Genomic DNA, 18,998 nt, shown 5'->3' on the forward strand with positions numbered 1-18,998 from the left:
TTGGATCGGCGAGGTTGCCCCGTTTCGCCGCGGGCGACAGGGTTGGCGTCGCGGCTGTCGCCCGCGGCGTTTATCAGGACCTCAAACCTGGATGCCGTCGCGCATCCTGACGCGGCCGTCTTTCCGAGCCGTCAGCCGGGCCGCGCGGCGATTGAATCGCACGCGGTTGTCCGGTCTCTATCGTTGGCCCTCAGCCGCCATAGGCTTGCGCAAAGAGATCCTCCATGCGCTTCACCGTGGCGGCGTGTTCGGGGTGGGTCTTGTTGATATAGGGATGCCGCGCGTCGCTCTTCGCCGCCTGCTGCAGCTTGGCGATCTCGGCCCGCGCCTCGGCGGCCGAGCGTGGACCGCCGCTACGCGATTCGGCCCGCGCGGTGATGCTGTCCTCGGCGGTGGCACGGCCGACGCGGGCAAGGAGATCCATGAGTGGCCCATCGCCCAGCTGGTCAGCGATGGCGTGGAACTCCGCATCGCCCTTGTCCATGAATGTCGCATAGGCCCGCCGCGCGGCGGCGAGGTTGCGCTCGAAATCGGGCCCCCATTGCCGCTTGAGATCGAGCGGCGGTTCCGCAGCTTCAATCGGCGCCTCCCCAGTCCCGGCCGGAAAACGTGCCAGCAAGGCATCGTGGAGCCTTGCCGCCTGCTCCTGCGTCAGGCCCAGGTCGAACGCCGTCTGCCGGTACCAATCGGCAGTATCGGCATCATAGGGCCGCCCTTCCGGCGCCTGCAGCTGATAGAGACTGGCCTCCTTCGGCCGGCCGAGCTTCTCCCAGACCGGTCCCCAGGCCTCCGCCCCGGCATCGCGCGGCGGCAGCGCAAGCCGCTCCGCCCCCATCCGCTTTTCGAGATTCTGATAGGAACTCAGCACATCCTTGGCCGAGCGCCAGCCCTTCTGCTGCACCAGGGCGGCAAGACCGTCATCGAGCCCGTCGCGCCAGGCTTCGACTGGCGGCAGTTGCTTCATCGCGTCATCGTTCATGGATCACCTCTTCGACCAAGCCGGCAAAATCCTGCGGCGTCACGCCGCTCATCTCAGCAATGTGCAGAAAGACGTCGCGCGCCCCTTCGTTGAACGCGGTCTGGTGCGGATCGCCCGCGATGAAGCTGCTCTGCCCCACCCGGCAATAATGCGCGAGGTCGGAAAGAACGAGCCGCGCTTGTCTCTCATCGGCAAAGATGTCGCGATAAGCCGCCGCCACCCGCCGCGCCCGCGGACGGCCATGCAATCTGATGAGCCACCCGATCCCCGCCTTCATGCCTGCCCCCCACCCAGCATCGCGCCGAGATCGCCTAAGCCGGCCATCGCCGCTTCCATGCCGCCGCCCGCAGCAGCGCCCGGTCCGGCCTTGGCTTCCGCCTTCGCTGTCTCCTTGCGGAGTTTCTCCACGGCGGCCTTGGTGCGCAGCAAATTGTTGGGAATGCCGAAGGATTGCGCGAGCAGCCTTGCCGCCGCATCGGCATCGATATTGTCGTAGATCTCCGGCTTCACCGCGCCCAGGGGGGCGAGCGATTCCAGGGCGCGCACGATCGCGGCCCCTTCGCCCGCCCGCTGCGCGCGAGCGAGCGGCGAGACATATTCGATGCGGATGCCACCGTCGCGCAGCTGCTTCGGTGCCGCCGGCAATTGCCCGGCGCGCCGCATGATGCCGAACTGGCGACGAATGAGCGGGTCCAGGAACTCGGCCTGGATACGCCCCAGATGCGGCCCCATCAGGCGCAGCTTTTCCTCCTGCCGCGCCAGCACTTCGGTCGCCGTCTGGTTGGGCTGCTGCACCATCATGAGGAGCGAGAAATAGAAGGCCTGGCGCACGGCCTCGCGCCTTTGTTCTTCCAGTTCCAGCCCCAGCCCGACATTGCCGCCGGCATGCAGCGGCTCATAGCGCCGGCGCCCATTCTCATCGAGGCCGCCATAGATGATGCCGCCGGGATGGGTCCGAAGACCCCGCACCGCCACTTCGTCGACGGCGAGGAGCGGCGGATCGACCGCCTTCTGCGCCGCGACGATGGTCGTCTTCGACATCGCATTGAGCATCTTGACGTCGGGGAGCGCCAGCATCGCCGGACTGTCGCCATAGAGCCCGCGCGAGGCGGTCGACCAGCGCGGCACCTGATAGGGAAAGTCGTGATAGCCGCCTTCCGACAGCAGCCAGCGATTTTCGACATCGACATAGAAGGAGGCGAACGCCATTCCGCCCGCCTCGCGCCGCGCCCTTCCCAGATCGTCGCGCGGCATCACCGCATGGAGGAAGGTGAAGCGCCGGTCCGGTTCCTTCTCGACGATGCGCAGCAGGCTCGGATGGCATTTGTCGCCCCAGCGCTTCTGCGCCTGGCGCGCGGTGAAGCTGAAGCGGCGGAAGACCGTGTCCACCTCGTCGCGCTCATTCTCGGCGATGAAGCATTCGGCGAGATGCCGGCAGGAATAATGCACCCGTCCCGTCGCCAGATCCTCTTCCGAATAGAAGATGCCGGTGCCGAAGGTGACGAGATCGGCATAGAGCTCCATGACCCGGGCATAGAAGCGCTGGCCGTTGGCGGCAAAGGCGCCCTGCATGCGCCGCGTCACCGCATCCAGCCATTCCTTCGTCTCCTGCGTCTCCTCGCCCTCGGGCAGATCCGAGCGCAGGGTGAACCAGTCATTGGCGGCATTGGTGATCATGCCCCAAAGCCCCGCCGCCAGATTTTCGGCGGCAAGACCGGCCGTCGCATCGAAGATCTTCTGCGTGCGCTTGTCGCCCGGCACGCGTTGAAAGGTGAAATCGGCGCGCATCGGCTTCATCAGCTCGGCAATCTCCTGCCACAGCTGATCGAGCGTCGCGCGCTCGCCGGCCAGCGATTCCTGCCGGCGGATGAGATCGGCCGCGATATCCTGCATCAAGGTCGCTTTCCTCTCGCTCTGCTGAAAACTCTCAGGCGCCCAGCAAATTCTTCTGTGCCGTCGGTGCCTGACCCAGCGCGTTGCGCTCCGGCGTCAGGATCGTGGCGCGCCGGCCATATTGGGCGCGCAGGCGCCGCAGCTCCTGCTCGGCCGCATCATCCGCCACCATGTCGGTGGTCTGCGGGACGGTGCTGCTCTCAGCCTTGCTGTTGCTGCTGCTGGTCGGCCGGCGCCGGCGCATGGGTGTTGCACACATCTTTCTCTCCATGAATGACGAAGGTGATGAAATCCTGGCCGTCGCGGCCAAAGGCGGGATGCACCGCCTCTGCCCGCCCGCCCAGATGGGTGATCCAGCGATGCGCCGCGTGATGCGCCGCCGCCGATTTGCATTCGCCGCGCCTGAGGCCGCAGCGCTTCAACAGCGGCCAGAAACGCCTGCGCGCAAACCGCGTTGCCGGCATCGCGACCCGCGGCCATGCGTCGGTCGCGAACATCCACAGCGACCACAGGCCCGGCCACATTTCGGTGGCCCCCAGCACGGCGACGGGTCGCCCGCTCGAATCGGCGAAGACGACGCCGAGCGGATCGCCCGCCAGCAGATCGTCGACCAGGGCATCGGGATCGTCGTCGAAGCGGGTCGCGAAGATCTCGTCATGGTCGGCCATGCGCATGCGTTCCGCGACCGACAGAAGATCGGCGCGGTTGAGGTTCCGGATGTCCATCGCGACGCTACCAGGTGAAGGGCGAATAGAGGCTCGTCTGGTCGATCTCGCCCACAGGGTGCAGCGGGCGCCGCAATCCCAGGGCCAGATAGCGGAAGGCATCGGCGGCGTGGCTGGTCCAATCATGGAGCGGCCGCTGGCTGAAGGCCTGCCGCTTGGCATCGAAATCGGGGCGGTAGAGGCGCAGGGCATCAAGACCGCGCGCGCAGCGTTCCGAATCGATCCAGCAGCGCGGGATGAGATTGCGCGCCGCCTCGATCCCCTCGGCGACCGGCTGTGCTCCCAGCACCCGCACTTTGAGGCCGAAGCCGCGCAGCGTCTCCAGCCGGCTGGTGCCCGAACTCAACTCCCGCACACTCACATCGTGCGGCAGCAGATGTTCCCCATAGACATAGGGGCGGTCGGCCAGCTGCTTGGCATAATGCGCCAGGGCGGCACCGCTCGCTTCGTAATAGTCGATGATGCGCACCTCCGGCCCCAAGGCTTGCGCAAACCAGATCGCCGTCGCATCGCCGATGCCGAGGTCCCAGGCCGTCACCACGGGAAGACGCGGCTCCCACGGCACGCGCCCCAGGCGGCCCTCATGCTCCGCCGTCTCGATCAGCCGCGCGTAATAGGCACCGGGCACGCCGGCGGCGAAACTGCATTCGAATTCCTGAGCGAAGGTCTCCGGCGACATGGCGCGCCGCGCCGCCGCGATCTCAGGTTCCGGCAGGATGCCGGTCTGGCTTGCGGGCAGGCTCGCCGCGAACCAGCTGGGATCCGCCTTCGCCTGTTCATAAAGCGTGCAGAAATGATTGCGCCCCAGCGGCGTGCCGATGAAAAGCGCCCAGCCTTGCCGGTCGGCGAGCATTGGGCGGATGATCTCCGGCCAGACGCGCGGGCTCATCTGCGCATATTCATCAAGCACGATCCCGTCGAAATAAAGACCGCGCAAACGGTCGGCATTGTCGGCGCCGTAAAGCCGGATGCGCGCACCGTTGGGGAGCTCGACCCACAATTCGCTCTCGCTGACAGTGATTCCGGGAATGGGCGCCGTGAACCGTTTCAGATAGTCCCAGGCGATGTCCTTGGCTTGGCTGAGCAGCGGCGCCACATAGCCATAGCGCGCATCCTTCTTCGGATTGGCTGCGGCCTTGGCAATGAGTTCGTTGATGCAGAAGACCGTCTTGCCGAACCGCCGATGCGCCACCAGCACGTTGAAGCGTTGCAGGCGCCGATGCAGCACCGCCTGATGCGGACGCGGCGCGTAGAGCTGGACGCTCACGGCCTTCTCTGTCCGCGCTGCCGGCATGCTCGCCTCGATCCGATGATGAAAGGGTGTCGGCGCGCAATCGCGCCAACAAAAAACCCCGGCGCGCTGAAGCGGCCGGGGCGTGATATCGCAGTCTATATTTGCAGAATAGCAAAATATTCCTAGTTTGTCAAGCTCTATTTTTGACGCCTCAACGATCGAACAGGCGAACCGCCCTGGTTCAGGCCCTCACATCGACCCGGATGGTCAGGGACTTGGACCTGGCCGCGCCATCTTTCGTGGCCGTATCATCGAGGGCGGATTTGGTTGCGGTCGACCGGTCGCTCTTGAGGCTTTGCAGAAAGGCCGTCAGCGCATCGATCAGGCGATTGGCTTCCTGCTGTTTCGCAGCAATAGCATCGGTCGACGCCCGTGAAATGCCCGCGGCCTTTTCTTCAAGCGTATCGGCGGAAGGTTGCGGCAATGCTTCGGCATCGCTGCCCCTGTTATCGACGAACTTCGTGATCGAGACATTCTGCTGCCAGAAGGCTTCGGAGGCTTTCAGCTCATCCAAGCTGTCAATGGCTTCAGTACTCGATTGTCCCAGAGAGGTGGCGGCGTCTGCACCGGTTCCGGATCGAACGAAGGTCGTGAGCACAAGCCCGACATCGTCGGCCTTGCTCCCTTCATAGGCGCCGAGACCCTGAGCGCTGAGCGTGAGTGTGACCAACCCATCGGCAGAGGTGAAGCTTTGCTCGAAGCCACCTTGAATCTTCCCATCGTTCTTTTGCGCATCCTCACGCAATTGCGCATAGATCCGCGACAGGCCGCGGCTGACTTCGGTATTTGATGCGATGCTGTTCTCAACGCCGCCCATCGTTGCTCTCCCACGCGACAGATTGGTTCAATTTCGAGACGTTCGATCACAAGCCCTATCATGACCGTTCAACTTTAACGAAACACTAAATAGGCGTACCGTTGTCGTGACCGCATTCGAGCACTTGTTGTCGAAATACATGTAGATTTAGGCGGTTGTCTCGGCAGCTTTTGCCTAGCGCAGCGATCCCGCTGCGACATCAACTTATCTGCCAAATAGCCTCAAAAAGTGTTACCCGCTTCGGCACGTTGCGCTATCTGCCGTCAAGCCAGGCGAAGTCATGACCGACCCAAACTGCAAACGGTAAGTCAGCCTGTGCCTACTCTTCAGAACCCCAGACCAGGCGGACGATCTGTTCGCCACCCTCGCCGGGCTTCGCCTTGCCGCCGGGCCGGCCATAGCCCCATTGCAGGATCGCGGTCGCGGCCGAGATACGTGTCGCATGCGTCGCCGCCTCGTCTTCGACCACGGCGACCAGGGCCGCGATGGCGCGCCTGGCATTGCGCTGCGCCAACGTTTCCAACTTCTCCAGCGGCAGGGGAATTCTCTCAGTCATCGTCTCATCTCCATCAAGCATTGCGAAAGCCGCGGGCAAGCGCATCGAGACCGCGGGCAAGCAGTGCCCGCTCGCGCTGGGCGATGGCGGTCTTCGCCAGAAGCCAATCGGGAAAGGCACCGAAGACGGCAAGCCGTTCGATAATGCCGGCAACGACAGCCCCTTCGGCGCGGAGCGCTGCCTGCGCCGCACGGAAGATCTGCTGCCGATCGGCCCCCTCTTCAACATTCTCGGGGCCATCCCCGGTCTCGCGCCCCATCCTGCCGGCAAGCCCTTCATAGAGTCGCTGATAGCTCACATCCGTGCGGCCGACGAGGCGCCGGTAGAGGCCCGCATAGCGCATCCCCGCGCGATGCTGGCCCGCGTCGATGAGCGCATGGGCCAGCAACAGATCCAGGGGATGCGCGGTTGCCTCCAAACGCGCCCCTTGCGCCATCTGCGCACGCTGTGCGCGCGCTTCCGCCGTGCCGCGATCCGGCTCATTGTCGTTGGCGGCTTCTCCCCTCCCCCGCTTGGGTGGACGGCCGCGCCGCGTGGGTTGGAAGGCCCTCATGCCTCCACCTCTTCGATTTCATCGAGACCCATCGCCCAGCGTTCGGCCCATTTGATGAGCCACAGGGCGCGCTCGGCCGTCATGTCGCTGTTGATCACCTCGAACTCGCCTTCCTCGGTGATGCCGAGGCCGATGAATTGCGACCAGCGCGCCTTCTGGCAGGTACCAACCGCCTGTTCGGGCCGCATGGTGGGGCGCGGCGGAAAGTCGAAGATCTCGGCGCCGCCGGTGCCGGTATTTCCGGCTGCGTCATTCCCAACAGGCTCATTCCCAACAGCTTCATTCCCAACAGCGTCATTCCCAACAGCTTCATTCATTGTCATTGGCTGGCCTCCTCGGATGATTGAACGGGACATCGTCATTGCCGCTCTGCCACTCCTCGCTCTCCTTGCAGAGCGGGCAGACGCGCAGGAAAGGACTGAGGGTCACGAAGCTGCCGCCGCACTGCAGGCAGCGGCGCTGGATGCGGCCGGGATGGCCGATGCCGACCCGCGCAATCTTGCGTTTGTTGCTGTTTTGTTCCATTTTTCCTCCCCGAGGGCGGCGGTCATTGCCGGCGACATGCTTTGCGCGTTATGGAATTAGGCGATAATACGCATAATTTGGTTACGCCGTCAAGCTTTAAAAACGTATTATTCGTACATATATTGTCGGGAAGTTTGGCCGCCCGCCTTTGGCCCCCGTTTCCGGGGCAGAGCGGAGCAAGGCGAGGAGTTCCACCATGACCGAAATCTCTGAGGCCGCCCGACGGCTGAAGGAACTGCGCGAACAAGCTGGCCTCACCATGCGCTCCGTCTCGGAGGCGCTGGGCTGGAGCCTGACGCGCTATCAGCATTACGAAGACCGCTACAAGCGCCGCTTCCTGCCCTTTGAATTGGCGCGCGAGCTTGACGCCCTGTTCAGCCAGCATGGCACCGAGGCCGGCGCCGTGCTGCAGCTCGCCGGTATCGAGCAGGGCCAGCAGGTGACGCATCGGCGCGAGCCCGTGACGCCGCGCCCGACCTCGGCCGGTGCTGCGCAAAGCCAGCGCGATCTACCGGTCATCGGCGCGGTGAAGGGCGGCAGCGAGGGCTTCTATTTCAACGAAGGCGAGGCCAAGGAATTCGTCGAGCGCCCGGCCAATCTGAAGGGTGCCTTCAACGCGTTCGCGCTCTATGTCGACGGCGATTCGATGGAGCCGCGCTATTTCGCGGGCGAACTGCTTTACGTCAACCCGAACCGCCCCGTGACCAAGAATTGCTTCGTCGCGGTCGAGCTCAATGACGGGCAAGGACTCATCAAGCAGTTCGTGCGGCGCAGCGACGAAGAAGTGGTGCTGCACCAGTTCAACCCGTCCCGCGACATCACCCTCAAGGCCGATGACGTGAAGCGGATCTACCGCATCACCGGCTCCGGCGAGGCCGGCTGACCCATCCAGGTGACGGTCCGATGCCGGCGTTCCGGGCGAACGCCAGACCTTTGCCTTGACGCGAAATAACGTAAATTACGTTGACAAATCCCCGATAATCGCGTAAGCTATAGGCAGGAATTCAGGGAAAGGGCCTGAAAGATGAGCTTCCGCGCCACCGATTTCGCCGTCCTCGCCTACGCCAACGGCTTCACCCATTGGCATTACCGGACAAACGATCGGCTCGCCGAGATCCTCGGCCAACCGGGCTATTTTTCAGCCGCCGCCGACATGCTGCGGGCGGGCGACCAGATCACCGCCAATCTTGGCGCGCCGGCGGGGACGGGCCTTGCCCAATTCGTCGTCCGGCGCATCGACGCGCCGGGGCAAATCACGCTCGATCTCGTCGCCGCCAGCGAGCCCGCAACGCTTTCGCGCGCCGCCTAGACGCCGAGATCGACCACCACGCGGCCACGCACCTTGCCCTCGAGGATCGCTTTGCCGAGGGCGGGCAGTTCCTCCAGCGTCACGCGCTGGATCATCGCGTCGAGCTTCTCCATCGGCAGATCCTTGGTGAGCCGCGCCCAGGCGACCTTGCGGCGCATCAAGGGCGCCATCACCGAATCGACGCCCAGCAGGCTGACGCCGCGAATGATGAAGGGGATGACAGTGGTTTCCAGTTTGGTGCCGCCGGCAAGGCCACAGGCCGCGACCGCCGCCTTGTATTTCATCTGCGGCAGGATGGCGGCAAGCGTGGCACCGCCGACGCTGTCGACGACACCCGCCCAGCGCTCGCTCTCCAGCGGCTTGCCGGAAGGCTGCGCGATCGTGGCACGGTCGATCACCTCGGCCGCCCCCAGGCTTTTGAGATAATCCGCTTGGTCGGCGCGGCCGCTGGAGCAGACCACGCGGTAGCCGAGGCGCGCGAGGATCGCCGTCGCGACTGAGCCAACGCCACCGGCCGCACCTGTCACCAGCACTTCTCCCTGGTCGGGGCGCAGCCCATGTTCTTCCAACGCCATCACGCACAGCATGGCGGTGAGGCCCGCCGTGCCGATCGCCATCGCGCGTTCGGTAGAGAGGCCCTTGGGCAGCGGCACCAGCCACTCGCCCTTGACGCGCGCCTTCTCGGCATAGCCGCCCCAATGCACTTCGCCGACGCGCCAGCCGGTTTGGATCACCTGGTCGCCGGCCTTGAAATCGGCATGCTGGCTTTCCAGCACGGTCCCGGCGAAATCGACGCCGCCCACATGCGGATAGGTTTTCACCAGTTTGCCGAGGCCGTTGAGAACCAGCCCGTCCTTGTAGTTGAGCGTGCTGTTATGGACGCGCACCAGCACATCGCCCGCGGGCAGCCTATCGTCCGGCAGATCCTCGACTTGGCTTACGACCTTGCCGTCCTTCTCCTGCAGCAGCAGCGCCTTGAACATAACTGAACTCCCCTTGGATTCGATTACCTGGTGCGTTCCAGGATACTCACATAATTCGCAACCGCTGTGCCACCCATGTTGAAGAGGCCGGCCATCGCCGCATCCCTCACCTGGAAGCCGCCCGCCTCGCCCATCAGTTGCATGGCAGCGAGCACATGCATGGAAACGCCAGTGGCGCCGATCGGATGGCCCTTGGCCTTGAGGCCGCCCGACGGATTGACCGGCAGGCTGCCGCCCATCTCGGTCACACCTTCCAAAATCGCGCGGGCGCCCTCGCCCGTTGGCGTGAGCCCCATCGCCTCATATTCGATGAGCTCAGCGATGGTGAAGCAATCATGCGTCTCAACGAGGGACAGGTCCGAAAGCAGGACACCCGCTTCGCCCAGCGCTTTCGACCAGGCCAGCCGGCAGCCCTCGAACTGGATCACGTCGCGCTTCGACATGGGCAGGAAATCGTTGACCTGCACCGCGGCACGGAAGCTGATCGCGCGCGGGGCGGAAATATCGTCGCATGCCAATACGATGGCGGCGGCACCGTCGGAAACCGGGCTGCAATCGGTGCGCTTCAGAGGGCCCGCCACCAGCGGATTCTTCTCCGAGATCGTCCGGCAGAAATCGCGGCCCAGATCTTTGCGCATCTGCGCCAGCGGGTTGGCGACGCCGTTTCTGTGGTTCTTGGCGGCGATGGCGGCCAAGGCTTCCGACTGGTCGCCGTGGCGCTGGAAATAGAGCTCCGCAATGCGCCCGAAAACACCCGCAAAGCCACCCGGAATCGCCCCTTCCTCGGCAACGTAGCTGGCTTTGAGAAGATTGGCGCCGACCTCCTTGGGGGGCACGCGCGACATCTGCTCGGCCCCGATCACCAGCACGTGCCGTGCGGCACCTGCCCTGATCGCCATGAGGCCCTGATGGATCGCGGCACTCCCCGTCGCACACGCATTCTCGACTCTCGTCGCCGGCTTGAAACGCAAAGCGGGGTCGATGCCGAGTGCGAGCGATGATGGGAAATCCTGGTTCGAGAAGCCGGCATTGAAATGGCCGATGAAGATCGCGTCGATGTCGCTGGCCGCAATGCCCGCGTGATCCAGTGCGCCAGCGCCCGCGGCGACGATCATCTCCTCAAGGCTGCGCACCTCTTCCTTGACGAAGGGAAGATGATGCCAGCCGATGATCGCGCCCGATGCCACCGGCCTATTCCTGCGGCTGGATCGTTTCCTGGAACCTGACCGGCGCGCCGATGGGCTGGCCGATCAAGGATCCGTCGCGCATCACCACCCGGCCGCGGATGATGGTGGCGATCGGCCAGCCCGTCACCTCCATGCCGTGATAGGGCGTCCACCCCGCTTTGGTGGCCATCCAATCGTTGGTGATGGTGCGTCGCGCCTTCAGATCCACCAGCGAGAAATCGGCATCGTAGCCAAGCGCGATGCGGCCCTTGCTGCGGATATTGTAGATCCGCGCCGGTCCGGCACTGGTCAAATCGATAAGCCGCTGCAGTGTCAGGCGCCCCTCATGCACATGGTTGAGCATCACGGGGAGCAGGGTCTGCACACCCGGCATGCCGGAGGGGCTGGTCGGATAGGGTCGCGCCTTTTCCTCCAGCGTGTGCGGCGCATGGTCCGAGCCGATGCAATCGACCGTTCCGTTGCGGATCGCGCGCCAGATCCCGTCCTGATGCTGCTGGTCGCGGACCGGCGGGTTCATCTGCGCCAAGGTGCCCAAACGCTTGTAGCAATCGGGGGCTGCGAGCGTGAGGTGATGCGTCAGCACCTCGACCGTCGCGATGTCCTTGTGATGCGGGAAGATCTCCATTTCATCGGCGGTCGAGATGTGCAGCACATGGACGCGCCGCCCGGCTTTCCGCGCGATCTTCAAAAGGCGGTTGGTCGAGCGCACGGCGGTTTCAACGTCGCGCCAATGTGGATGCAAGGCCGGATCGTTGCTGTCCTTCACCAAAGCCAGGCGCTCGCGCAGGCGCATCTCATCCTCGGAATGGATGGCGACGCGCCGCCTGCCGTGGCGCAGCACCGCTTCCAGCGTCTGGTCGTCGGCGACCAGCAGCGAGCCGGTCGAGGAACCCATAAAGATCTTCACGCCAGCACAACCAGGCAGCAGTTCGAGCTCGCCGAGCTTGTCGGCATTCTCGTCCGACGCCCCCATGAAGAAGGCATGGTCGACCCAGGCCCGCCCCTTGGCCCGCGCCAGCTTCTCGTTGAGGTCGGCCTCGGTCAGCGTATTGGGATTGGTGTTGGGCATTTCGAAGATGGCGGTGACACCGCCCAGCGCCGCTCCGGCCGTGCCGCTCGCCAGATCCTCCTTATGCGTCAGCCCCGGCTCGCGGAAATGAACCTGGGTATCGATAACGCCGGGGAGGATGGTGAGACCTGTGGCGTCGATCGTCTCGGCCGCCAAGTCGGCACCCAGGAGCCCCAAGGCCGCGATTCGGCTGCCCCGTACCCCGACGTCGATCCTTTCCACCCCATTGGGTGTCGCGACCTCCCCGCCCCGAAGGACGAGATCGAACGAGCCCGGCATGACGGTATTCCTCTTCGCAAAAGACGCTCTCCCACGATCTCTATCCCTTTGAGGCAAAAGGGCGCAAGACCGGACCGCCCGCTTTCGGGCGGATTGGGGCAATCTTCACCCTGGGCACCGCTAAACCGTGACGCCGGTTCGATTTTGCGGTAAGCTTGGCGCCCTTGGAATCGCCTCTGGTTGGGGAGTGTAGCTGACCGTGATGATCGGCCTGAACGAGCTGCGGGTGCAGCTGGAAGAATTGCGCTCCGAACATCGCGATTTGGACGAGGCCATCCGCGCCATGGCCGAGGCTTCGCCCTTCAACCAGCTGCAGATCCAGCGCCTCAAAAAGCGCAAGCTGTCCTTGAAGGACCAGATCATCAAACTGGAGAGCAAACTGCTCCCGGACATTATCGCTTAAGACGCTGACTCACGCCCCCCATTCTCCCACCGTCATGCCCCGGCAGGGCCCGGGCATTGATGGGCGCGCTATGCGCCTAGAGGGATTCCGGCACGGCGGCGACCCGCTGGCTCGACAGGAGCTTGAAGTCGTCGAGGGAGATTTGGCCTTGCCACAGTTCTGTGCCGATCTGGTAGATGATCCTCATTTCATTTTCTATCGCCGTATCGAATGCAAGCACTCTCGAAACGCCTGCAAGCGTTTTCGTAAACTGCGTCCCGTCCGGCTTGGTAAAGGCGATATCGATGGCGTCGCTCCACCCCATTCCACCATCGCCATCTGTATCGGCACTGACGACTTCCATGTAAAGCGCCTTCGGCGACGAGGGTGTTTGGGCATCCTTGGCCTCGGGAAGCGGCTTGATCTTGCGCAAGATCTGCGCGTTCGCTGGGAAGAGCCACGAAGCCGATCCGGCGCCATTCTGAATGAACAGTATGTTCCTGCCCACACGTCCATAGGGGCCGGATGAAATGAATTTGGTGTCGGCGTCGGAAACCAACACGGCATAATAAGTATCCGTATCACCGACCTTCTCGGCTTCTTCCAGGCGGAGCCGCTTACCTTCATCCGAAGCGCTTTGTTTGACCAAAGGCAATGGGGTTGCCGTTGTGGACCATAGTTTTACGCCCAGAACCAGACCCCCACCGATCAAAAGCAGCAATAGAATGACGCTATTCATCCGGCTGATGAATAGGAAGAAGCGATCCATTCCCAATGCCCTTCCCCAAAAAAGACTTGTCGAACCGCTTAGCGAAAGAAATGTCTCGCCGGCGCATTAGCATGACTATCCGCCGATTCAGGCTTTTTCAGGACATTTTCGCGACCAAGGCGAATCACCGCGCGCGCTGCTAGCGGCTCACGCCGCCTTTACTTCGACCTCGATGGTGAGGTGGGAGAGTTTGGATATGCCGGTGAGGGCCGCGCGGTAGAAATCGACGTTTCTGGGTTCGGCCGTGGCGATGGAGACGATGCCGGCGAGATGACCGGGACCGACGCGCCAGACATGGAGATCGGTGACGGCATCGCCCAGGGCCTCGATCTCGGCCCGGATGGCGTCGGTCAGGGCCGCATTGGGTTCGACGTCGAGCAGCACAGCACCGGCCGAGCGCATGAGGCCATAGGCCCAGCGCAGGATCACCACGGCGCCCACCAGGCCGACGATGGGATCGAGGATCTGCCAGCCGAAAGCCCAGGCGCAGCCGATAGCGAGCATAGCGAGGACCGAGGTCGCGGCATCGGCCAGCATGTGCACATAGGCCGATTTCAGATTGAGATCCTTGTGATGATCGTGGCCATGATCGCCCTGCGCGTGGTCGTGCCCAGCGTGGTCATGACCGGCATGATCGTGGCCTGCATGGTCGTGGCCTGCATGGTCGTGGCCGGCGTGATCGTGGCCGTGCCCATGATCATGGCCATGTCCATCCTGCAGCAGCAGGGCGGCGACGATGTTGACAACGAGGCCGAGGGCCGCCACGCCCATCGCTTGCGAATATTGCATCGCCGTCGGGTTGAAGAACCGGTCGATCGCCTCATAGCCGATGCCGAGCGCCACAATGGCGAGCACGACGGCGCTGGTATAGGCGCCGAGATCGCCGAATTTCCCCGTACCGAAACTGAAGCGCGCATTTTCGGCATGGCTTTCGGCAAAGATGTAGGCGGCAAGCGAAATGCCGAGGGCGGCAAGATGGGTCGCCATGTGCCAGCCATCGGCCAGAAGGGCCATCGAGCCGAAGAAATGGCCGGCCGCGATCTCGCCCACCATCATCACGAAGGAGAAGGCGAGGACGATCTTCACGCGCCGCGCGTTGCGGGCATGGTCGCGCCCGCGGAAATCATGGGATTTAAGGGAAGGATTCGATGCTTGGGTCATGAAATCGACGCTAGCATGCAAGCCCGATGTTACGATATTACCAAGGCGCGATTGGCGCTTGCGACCGATCGGCCCACCCCGATCAACCCATTGAGAACCTATGGGCTTTCAACCATGATCGGCGCCGGTTTCTGCAATGCTATAAAATACCCTTTCCGACGGAGGATCCCCCATGGACGTGCGCGCTGCCCTGGCCATTGAAGCCGGCAAACCCCTGGTCATCGAAACCGTGCAACTCGAAGGTCCGAAATCGGGCGAGGTGCTGGTCGAGATCAAGGCGACGGGCCTCTGTCACACGGATTACTTCACGCTCTCTGGCGCCGATCCCGAAGGTCTGTTCCCCGCGATCCTGGGGCATGAGGGTGCGGGCATCGTCGTCGATGTCGGTCCCAATGTGACGTCTCTCAAAAAGGGCGACCATGTCATTCCGCTCTACACGCCGGAATGCCGCCAGTGCGAGTACTGCCTCAGCCAGAAGACCAATCTTTGCCAGGCCATCCGCACGACACAGGGGCAGGGTTTGATGCCGGACGGCAGCAGCCGCTTCAGCTTCGGCGGGAAGAAGGTTCACCATTACATGGGCACCTCGACCTTCGCCAACTTCACCGTCGTGCCGGAGATCGCCCTGGCCAAGATCCGTGAGGACGCGCCCTTCGACAAGGTCTGCTATATCGGCTGCGGTGTCACGACCGGCATCGGCGCCGTCATCAACACCGCCCGCGTCGAGCCCGGCGCCAATGTCGTCGTCTTTGGCTTGGGTGGCATCGGCCTCAACGTCATCCAGGGTGCGCGCATGGCGGGCGCCAACATGATCGTCGGCGTCGATCTCAATCCCGGCCGCAAGGCCATTGCCGAGAAGTTCGGCATGACCCATTTCGTCAATCCCAAGGAAGTCGAGGGCGATCTGGTCCCCTATCTGGTCAATCTGACCAAGGGTGGTGCCGATTATTCGTTCGAGTGCATCGGCAACACGCAGGTCATGCGCCAGGCGCTGGAATGCTGCCACAAGGGCTGGGGCGTTTCGGTCATCATCGGCGTTGCCGGCGCGGGGCAGGAAATCTCGACCCGGCCGTTCCAGCTGGTCACGGGCCGCGTCTGGAAAGGCACGGCCTTCGGCGGCGCGCGCGGCCGCACGGATGTGCCGAAGATCGTCGACTGGTACATGGACGGCAAGATCAACATCGACGATCTCATCACCCACACGATGCCGCTCTCCGACATCAACAAGGGCTTCGATTTGATGAAGGCCGGCTCGTCTATCCGCGGCGTGGTGATGTACTGATGAGTGTTGTGACCGAAACCAGCCGCCACCATTGTTTCGGCGGCTGGCAGATCTTCGCCAAGCATGACAGTGCCGAGATCGGCTTGCCGGCCAAATTCGCCGTCTATCTGCCGCCGGCTGCCGCCAAGGGGCCGGTGCCGTGGCTCATCTACCTTGCCGGGCTCACCTGCACGGAAGAGACCTTCGTGATCAAGGCGGGGGCGCAGCGCGTCGCCGCCGAATTGGGTCTCGCGCTGGTGACGCCCGATACGTCGCCGCGCGGCACCGATTTCCCCGGCCAGGCGGACAGTTGGGATTTCGGTGTGGGCGCCGGTTTCTATGTCGATGCCACGCAAGCGCCGTGGAAGCAGAATTGGCGCATGTATTCATATGTGACCAAGGAGTTGCCGGCCCTCATCGCTGCCAACTATCCGGTGGATATGAAGCGGCTGGGTCTCTTCGGCCATTCGATGGGCGGGCATGGGGCGCTGACGCTGGGCTTGAAGAATCCCGATCTCTTCAAATCCATCTCGGCCTTCGCCCCGATCTCGAACCCCATCAACTGCCCCTGGGGCGAGAAAGCCTTCACGGGCTATCTGGGGTCGGACCGGCAGGTCTGGGCGGCGCATGACGCTTCCGAGCTGATGAAGACGCAGCCGCATCCAGCAGGGATCCTGGTCGACCAGGGCGAAGCCGACCAATTCCTGGGAACGCAGCTGCACCCCCATGCGCTTGAGGCGGCAGCCAAGGTGTCAGGCCAGCAGTTGACCCTGCGCCGGCATGAAGGCTATGACCACGGCTATTACTTCATCTCGACCTTCGTCGAGGATCATCTGCGGCATCACGCCCGGATTCTGGGGTAAGTTGGCGCTTCGGCTGGCCTGAGTGATCGGTGGCACCCCCACCCCAACCCTCCCCCTGAAGGGAGAGGGCTTCCAGTCGTGTTCGCACCAATCATCTCGCTCTCATTCCCTCTCCCTTCAGGGGGAGGGTTAGGGTGGGGGGCCGCCAGTGACGGGTGTCTACTCCCCCATATCCTCCACCGCTTCCGTCGCCTTGTTGAAGTAGCGCTGCGTCACACGAAATTGGTGGCGCTGAGGTCGGCTTTCGAAATGCCTTCGAGAAGCAGGGAGCGCTCCGGCCCAAGGGTCAGGAGCGCCCCATCTTCGGTGTCGGTGACATAGCTCATGATCGTGCCGAAATCCGGCTTCGGCATCGATGAGGGCCGCACCCAGAGGATCGTATCGCCTTCGGCACCGTTGAAGTCGGTGACGATCGTGTGGGCGCTGAGATCGAAATGGAATTGGTCGGCGCCCTCGCCACCGGTCATCAGATTGGTCCCGGCATGGCCGCTCAAGATATCGTTGCCGCTGCCGCCTTCCAGCCAATCGTCGCCGGCGCCACCCACCAGCGTATCATTGCCGCCGCGCCCCATCAGATGGTCGTTCCCGCCGCCGCTGGAGACATAGTCGGCACCATCGGTCAAACGGATGACATCGTCGCCGGTGGCGACATCCGACCGGTTGATCAATACGGTATCGAAATTCCTGACCACGATGGATCCGGTCGTCGCCAGGAGATCGAGATCGATGGAATTTGGATCGGAGAGCGTCAGATCGATCGTGTCATAGCCACTGCCGCCATCGAAACTGCCGGTGCCCGACGCATAGACCTGGTCGAAGCCGCTGCCGCCGATGAACTGGTCTTGACCCGTGCCAAGCTCGACGATGCTGTCGCCGATCGTCTGCGAGAGATCGACCACATCATCGCCAGCGCCGGTATAGATCATGTTGCCGCCGGGGATCGGATCGATTCCTGATACGCCGATGACGTGATCGTTGCCGGAACCCGTGTGAATTTCGGCGATCTCGAAATTGACGATGCCGGCATAGCCATAGGCCTTGCCCGCCATCAGATCGACCGTGATATCCCGGGTCGTATTGCCGTAATTGATGATGACCCGGTCGCGGCCTTCGCCGCCGTCGAGATAGTCGCGTCCCTGGCTTGCCGTGATGGTGTCGGCGCCGCCGCCGCCATAGATGATGTCGGCGCCGGTCGTGCCGCGGATGTCGTCGTCCCACTGGCTGCCATAGACTTCGACCCGCTCGAAACCCTGCGCCGTGATACCGTCGGCGCGCACGAACTGGTAATTCCAGACGGTATTGTCGGCCACATAGTCACCGCTGTAGCGGTCGGTACCGACGATATAGCCGCGATTGGCGAACGCATCGTCAAGGCGCAGGATCAAGGTATCCGTGCCGGCGCCACCGACCGCGCGCGTGCCATGATGTGCCACGATGGTGTCGTTGCCGGCGCCGCCGCTGAGATCGTCGAAGCCACCCTGCCCGTCGATATAATCGTCACCGGCATCGCCGCTGATATAGTTGCGGCTGCCGTCGCCCAGCAGCCGGTCGTTGAAGCTGGAGCCGGTCAGATTTTCGATATGGCTCAATTGGTCGCCCTCGGCGTGGCCGCCGATCTGCACGGCGCGGGTGAGATCGACATCGACACCGGCACCGCCGCGATAATCGACCGTATCCGAGCCGGCACCACCGTCGATGATGTCGGCACCGGCACCGCCTGAAATCTCGTTGTTGGCGGCATCGCCCGTGATGCGGTCGTCATGGTCCGAGCCGGTCACGTTTTCGATGCTGATGAGAATGTCGCCCGCGGCATCGCCGCCCGATTGCGCGCCTGTGCGGGTAAGATCGATATCGACGCCTTCGGCCGAATAGGCGTAGCTGGCGCGATCCCGGCCCCCGCCACCATCGATGATGTCGGCACCGGCACCGCCGCGCAGCAGATTGGCGCCTGCGTCGCCGGTCAGCCGATCGTCGAAATGCGAACCGGTCAGATTCTCGATACCGCTCAGCCGGTCGCCTTCCGCCTCGCCACCCGATTGCGGGCCGCCGCTGGAAAGATCGACCGTGACGCCGCTCGACGAATTGAGATAGACGGCGACGTCGCGCCCGAGGCCCCCATTAAGGAGGTCGGCGCCGAGGCCACCCCAAAGCTGGTCATTGCCACCCAATCCGTTCAGCGTGTCATTGCCGGCACCGCCGCGAAGGATATCCGCATTGACCGTGCCATCCAGCGTGTCGTCACCCGGCGTCCCGACGATATCCATGATGTCCCTCCGCTTCGACGCCTAAACCCTAGCCAGCGTGAAGAGAGGCACCAACGGAATTTTCCGCGACAAGATGAAGGTCGGCACAACTTTGCCGACATATCACCATAAGCGACGTTTTCGAGGTCG

General features: G+C 63.4%; 22 protein-coding genes. 5 read left to right on the forward strand and 17 right to left on the reverse strand.

The window, feature by feature from the left end:
- Positions 1-190 precede the first annotated feature (190 nt).
- The 11 genes from ACE3PP_RS13030 to ACE3PP_RS13080 form a co-directional block, all read right to left on the reverse strand.
- Positions 191-979 (reverse strand): hypothetical protein, encoded by a 789-nt coding sequence (locus ACE3PP_RS13030; RefSeq protein WP_374382942.1) that lies wholly within the window; start codon positions 977-979, stop codon positions 191-193.
- A complete protein-coding gene (locus ACE3PP_RS13035; protein WP_374382944.1) occupies positions 969-1,256 on the reverse strand; it encodes a hypothetical protein in 288 nt (95 codons plus the stop codon). The genes ACE3PP_RS13030 and ACE3PP_RS13035 overlap by 11 nt, the downstream gene beginning before the upstream one ends.
- Entirely contained in the window at positions 1,253-2,872 is a 1,620-nt protein-coding gene (locus ACE3PP_RS13040) for a portal protein (RefSeq protein WP_374382946.1), read from the reverse strand. Before ACE3PP_RS13040 ends, ACE3PP_RS13035 begins: the two co-directional genes overlap by 4 nt.
- Before the next feature lie 34 nt (positions 2,873-2,906).
- Positions 2,907-3,131, reverse strand: a complete 225-nt coding sequence (locus tag ACE3PP_RS13045) for a hypothetical protein (protein ID WP_374382948.1) — start codon at positions 3,129-3,131, stop codon at positions 2,907-2,909.
- Positions 3,073-3,597, reverse strand: a complete 525-nt coding sequence (locus ACE3PP_RS13050) for a hypothetical protein (protein ID WP_374382950.1) — start codon at positions 3,595-3,597, stop codon at positions 3,073-3,075. Before ACE3PP_RS13050 ends, ACE3PP_RS13045 begins: the two co-directional genes overlap by 59 nt.
- 7 nt (positions 3,598-3,604) lie before the next feature.
- Positions 3,605-4,864 (reverse strand): terminase large subunit domain-containing protein, encoded by a 1,260-nt coding sequence (locus ACE3PP_RS13055; protein WP_374382952.1) that lies wholly within the window; start codon positions 4,862-4,864, stop codon positions 3,605-3,607.
- 208 nt (positions 4,865-5,072) lie between these two features.
- A complete protein-coding gene (locus ACE3PP_RS13060; protein ID WP_374382954.1) occupies positions 5,073-5,708 on the reverse strand; it encodes a hypothetical protein in 636 nt (211 codons plus the stop codon).
- 319 nt (positions 5,709-6,027) lie between these two features.
- Positions 6,028-6,264, reverse strand: coding sequence for a hypothetical protein (locus ACE3PP_RS13065; RefSeq protein WP_374382956.1), 237 nt, complete (start codon positions 6,262-6,264; stop codon positions 6,028-6,030).
- A 13-nt stretch (positions 6,265-6,277) separates the two neighbouring features.
- Entirely contained in the window at positions 6,278-6,817 is a 540-nt protein-coding gene (locus ACE3PP_RS13070; RefSeq protein ID WP_374382958.1) for a hypothetical protein, read from the reverse strand.
- Entirely contained in the window at positions 6,814-7,140 is a 327-nt protein-coding gene (locus ACE3PP_RS13075; RefSeq protein ID WP_374382960.1) for a hypothetical protein, read from the reverse strand. Before ACE3PP_RS13075 ends, ACE3PP_RS13070 begins: the two co-directional genes overlap by 4 nt.
- Positions 7,127-7,342: a hypothetical protein gene (locus ACE3PP_RS13080; protein ID WP_374382962.1), complete on the reverse strand. Its 216-nt coding sequence runs from the start codon at positions 7,340-7,342 to the stop codon at positions 7,127-7,129. The genes ACE3PP_RS13075 and ACE3PP_RS13080 overlap by 14 nt, the downstream gene beginning before the upstream one ends.
- 196 nt (positions 7,343-7,538) lie before the next feature.
- Between ACE3PP_RS13080 and ACE3PP_RS13085 the strand changes: the two genes are divergently transcribed.
- Positions 7,539-8,225: an XRE family transcriptional regulator gene (locus ACE3PP_RS13085; RefSeq protein WP_374382964.1), complete on the forward strand. Its 687-nt coding sequence runs from the start codon at positions 7,539-7,541 to the stop codon at positions 8,223-8,225.
- Between the two features lie 141 nt (positions 8,226-8,366).
- Positions 8,367-8,651, forward strand: a complete 285-nt coding sequence (locus tag ACE3PP_RS13090) for a hypothetical protein (RefSeq protein WP_374382966.1) — start codon at positions 8,367-8,369, stop codon at positions 8,649-8,651.
- On the opposite strand, the gene ACE3PP_RS13095 is transcribed toward ACE3PP_RS13090, so the two are convergent.
- The 3 genes from ACE3PP_RS13095 to ACE3PP_RS13105 are packed head-to-tail and all read right to left on the reverse strand — an operon-like array spanning position 8,648 to position 12,169.
- Positions 8,648-9,634 carry an MDR family oxidoreductase gene (locus ACE3PP_RS13095; protein WP_374382968.1) on the reverse strand — a complete coding sequence of 329 codons (987 nt, stop codon included), beginning with the start codon at positions 9,632-9,634 and terminating at the stop codon, positions 8,648-8,650. The genes ACE3PP_RS13090 and ACE3PP_RS13095 overlap by 4 nt on opposite strands.
- A 23-nt stretch (positions 9,635-9,657) precedes the next feature.
- Positions 9,658-10,821, reverse strand: coding sequence for an acetyl-CoA acetyltransferase (locus tag ACE3PP_RS13100; RefSeq protein WP_374382970.1), 1,164 nt, complete (start codon positions 10,819-10,821; stop codon positions 9,658-9,660).
- A 4-nt stretch (positions 10,822-10,825) separates the two neighbouring features.
- Positions 10,826-12,169: a dihydroorotase gene (locus ACE3PP_RS13105; protein ID WP_374382972.1), complete on the reverse strand. Its 1,344-nt coding sequence runs from the start codon at positions 12,167-12,169 to the stop codon at positions 10,826-10,828.
- 202 nt (positions 12,170-12,371) lie between these two features.
- On the opposite strand from ACE3PP_RS13105, the gene ACE3PP_RS13110 reads away from it, so the two are divergent.
- A complete protein-coding gene (locus ACE3PP_RS13110; RefSeq protein WP_374383150.1) occupies positions 12,372-12,572 on the forward strand; it encodes a YdcH family protein in 201 nt (66 codons plus the stop codon).
- A gap of 76 nt (positions 12,573-12,648) precedes the next feature.
- On the opposite strand, the gene ACE3PP_RS13115 is transcribed toward ACE3PP_RS13110, so the two are convergent.
- Both ACE3PP_RS13115 and dmeF read right to left on the reverse strand, forming a co-directional pair.
- On the reverse strand, positions 12,649-13,320 hold the full coding sequence (locus ACE3PP_RS13115) for a hypothetical protein (RefSeq protein WP_374382974.1): 672 nt from the start codon (positions 13,318-13,320) through the stop codon (positions 12,649-12,651).
- 147 nt (positions 13,321-13,467) lie between these two features.
- Entirely contained in the window at positions 13,468-14,481 is a 1,014-nt protein-coding gene (gene dmeF / locus ACE3PP_RS13120; RefSeq protein WP_374382976.1) for a CDF family Co(II)/Ni(II) efflux transporter DmeF, read from the reverse strand.
- Positions 14,482-14,653: 172 nt separating this feature from the next.
- Here dmeF and ACE3PP_RS13125 point away from each other — a divergent pair, with 172 nt between their 5' ends.
- Complete coding sequence (locus ACE3PP_RS13125) at positions 14,654-15,763, forward strand: S-(hydroxymethyl)glutathione dehydrogenase/class III alcohol dehydrogenase (RefSeq protein WP_374382979.1); 1,110 nt, start codon at positions 14,654-14,656, stop codon at positions 15,761-15,763.
- A complete protein-coding gene (gene fghA, locus ACE3PP_RS13130) occupies positions 15,763-16,605 on the forward strand; it encodes an S-formylglutathione hydrolase (RefSeq protein ID WP_374382981.1) in 843 nt (280 codons plus the stop codon). Before ACE3PP_RS13125 ends, fghA begins: the two co-directional genes overlap by 1 nt.
- Positions 16,606-16,817: 212 nt before the next feature.
- Here the strand turns inward: fghA and ACE3PP_RS13135 are convergent, their stop codons facing one another.
- Positions 16,818-18,869: a calcium-binding protein gene (locus ACE3PP_RS13135; RefSeq protein WP_374382983.1), complete on the reverse strand. Its 2,052-nt coding sequence runs from the start codon at positions 18,867-18,869 to the stop codon at positions 16,818-16,820.
- Positions 18,870-18,998: the final 129 nt, after the last annotated feature.

This window comes from Dongia sp., from assembly GCF_041910485.1.
In the GTDB taxonomy this organism is placed as follows: Bacteria; Pseudomonadota; Alphaproteobacteria; order Dongiales; family Dongiaceae; genus Dongia.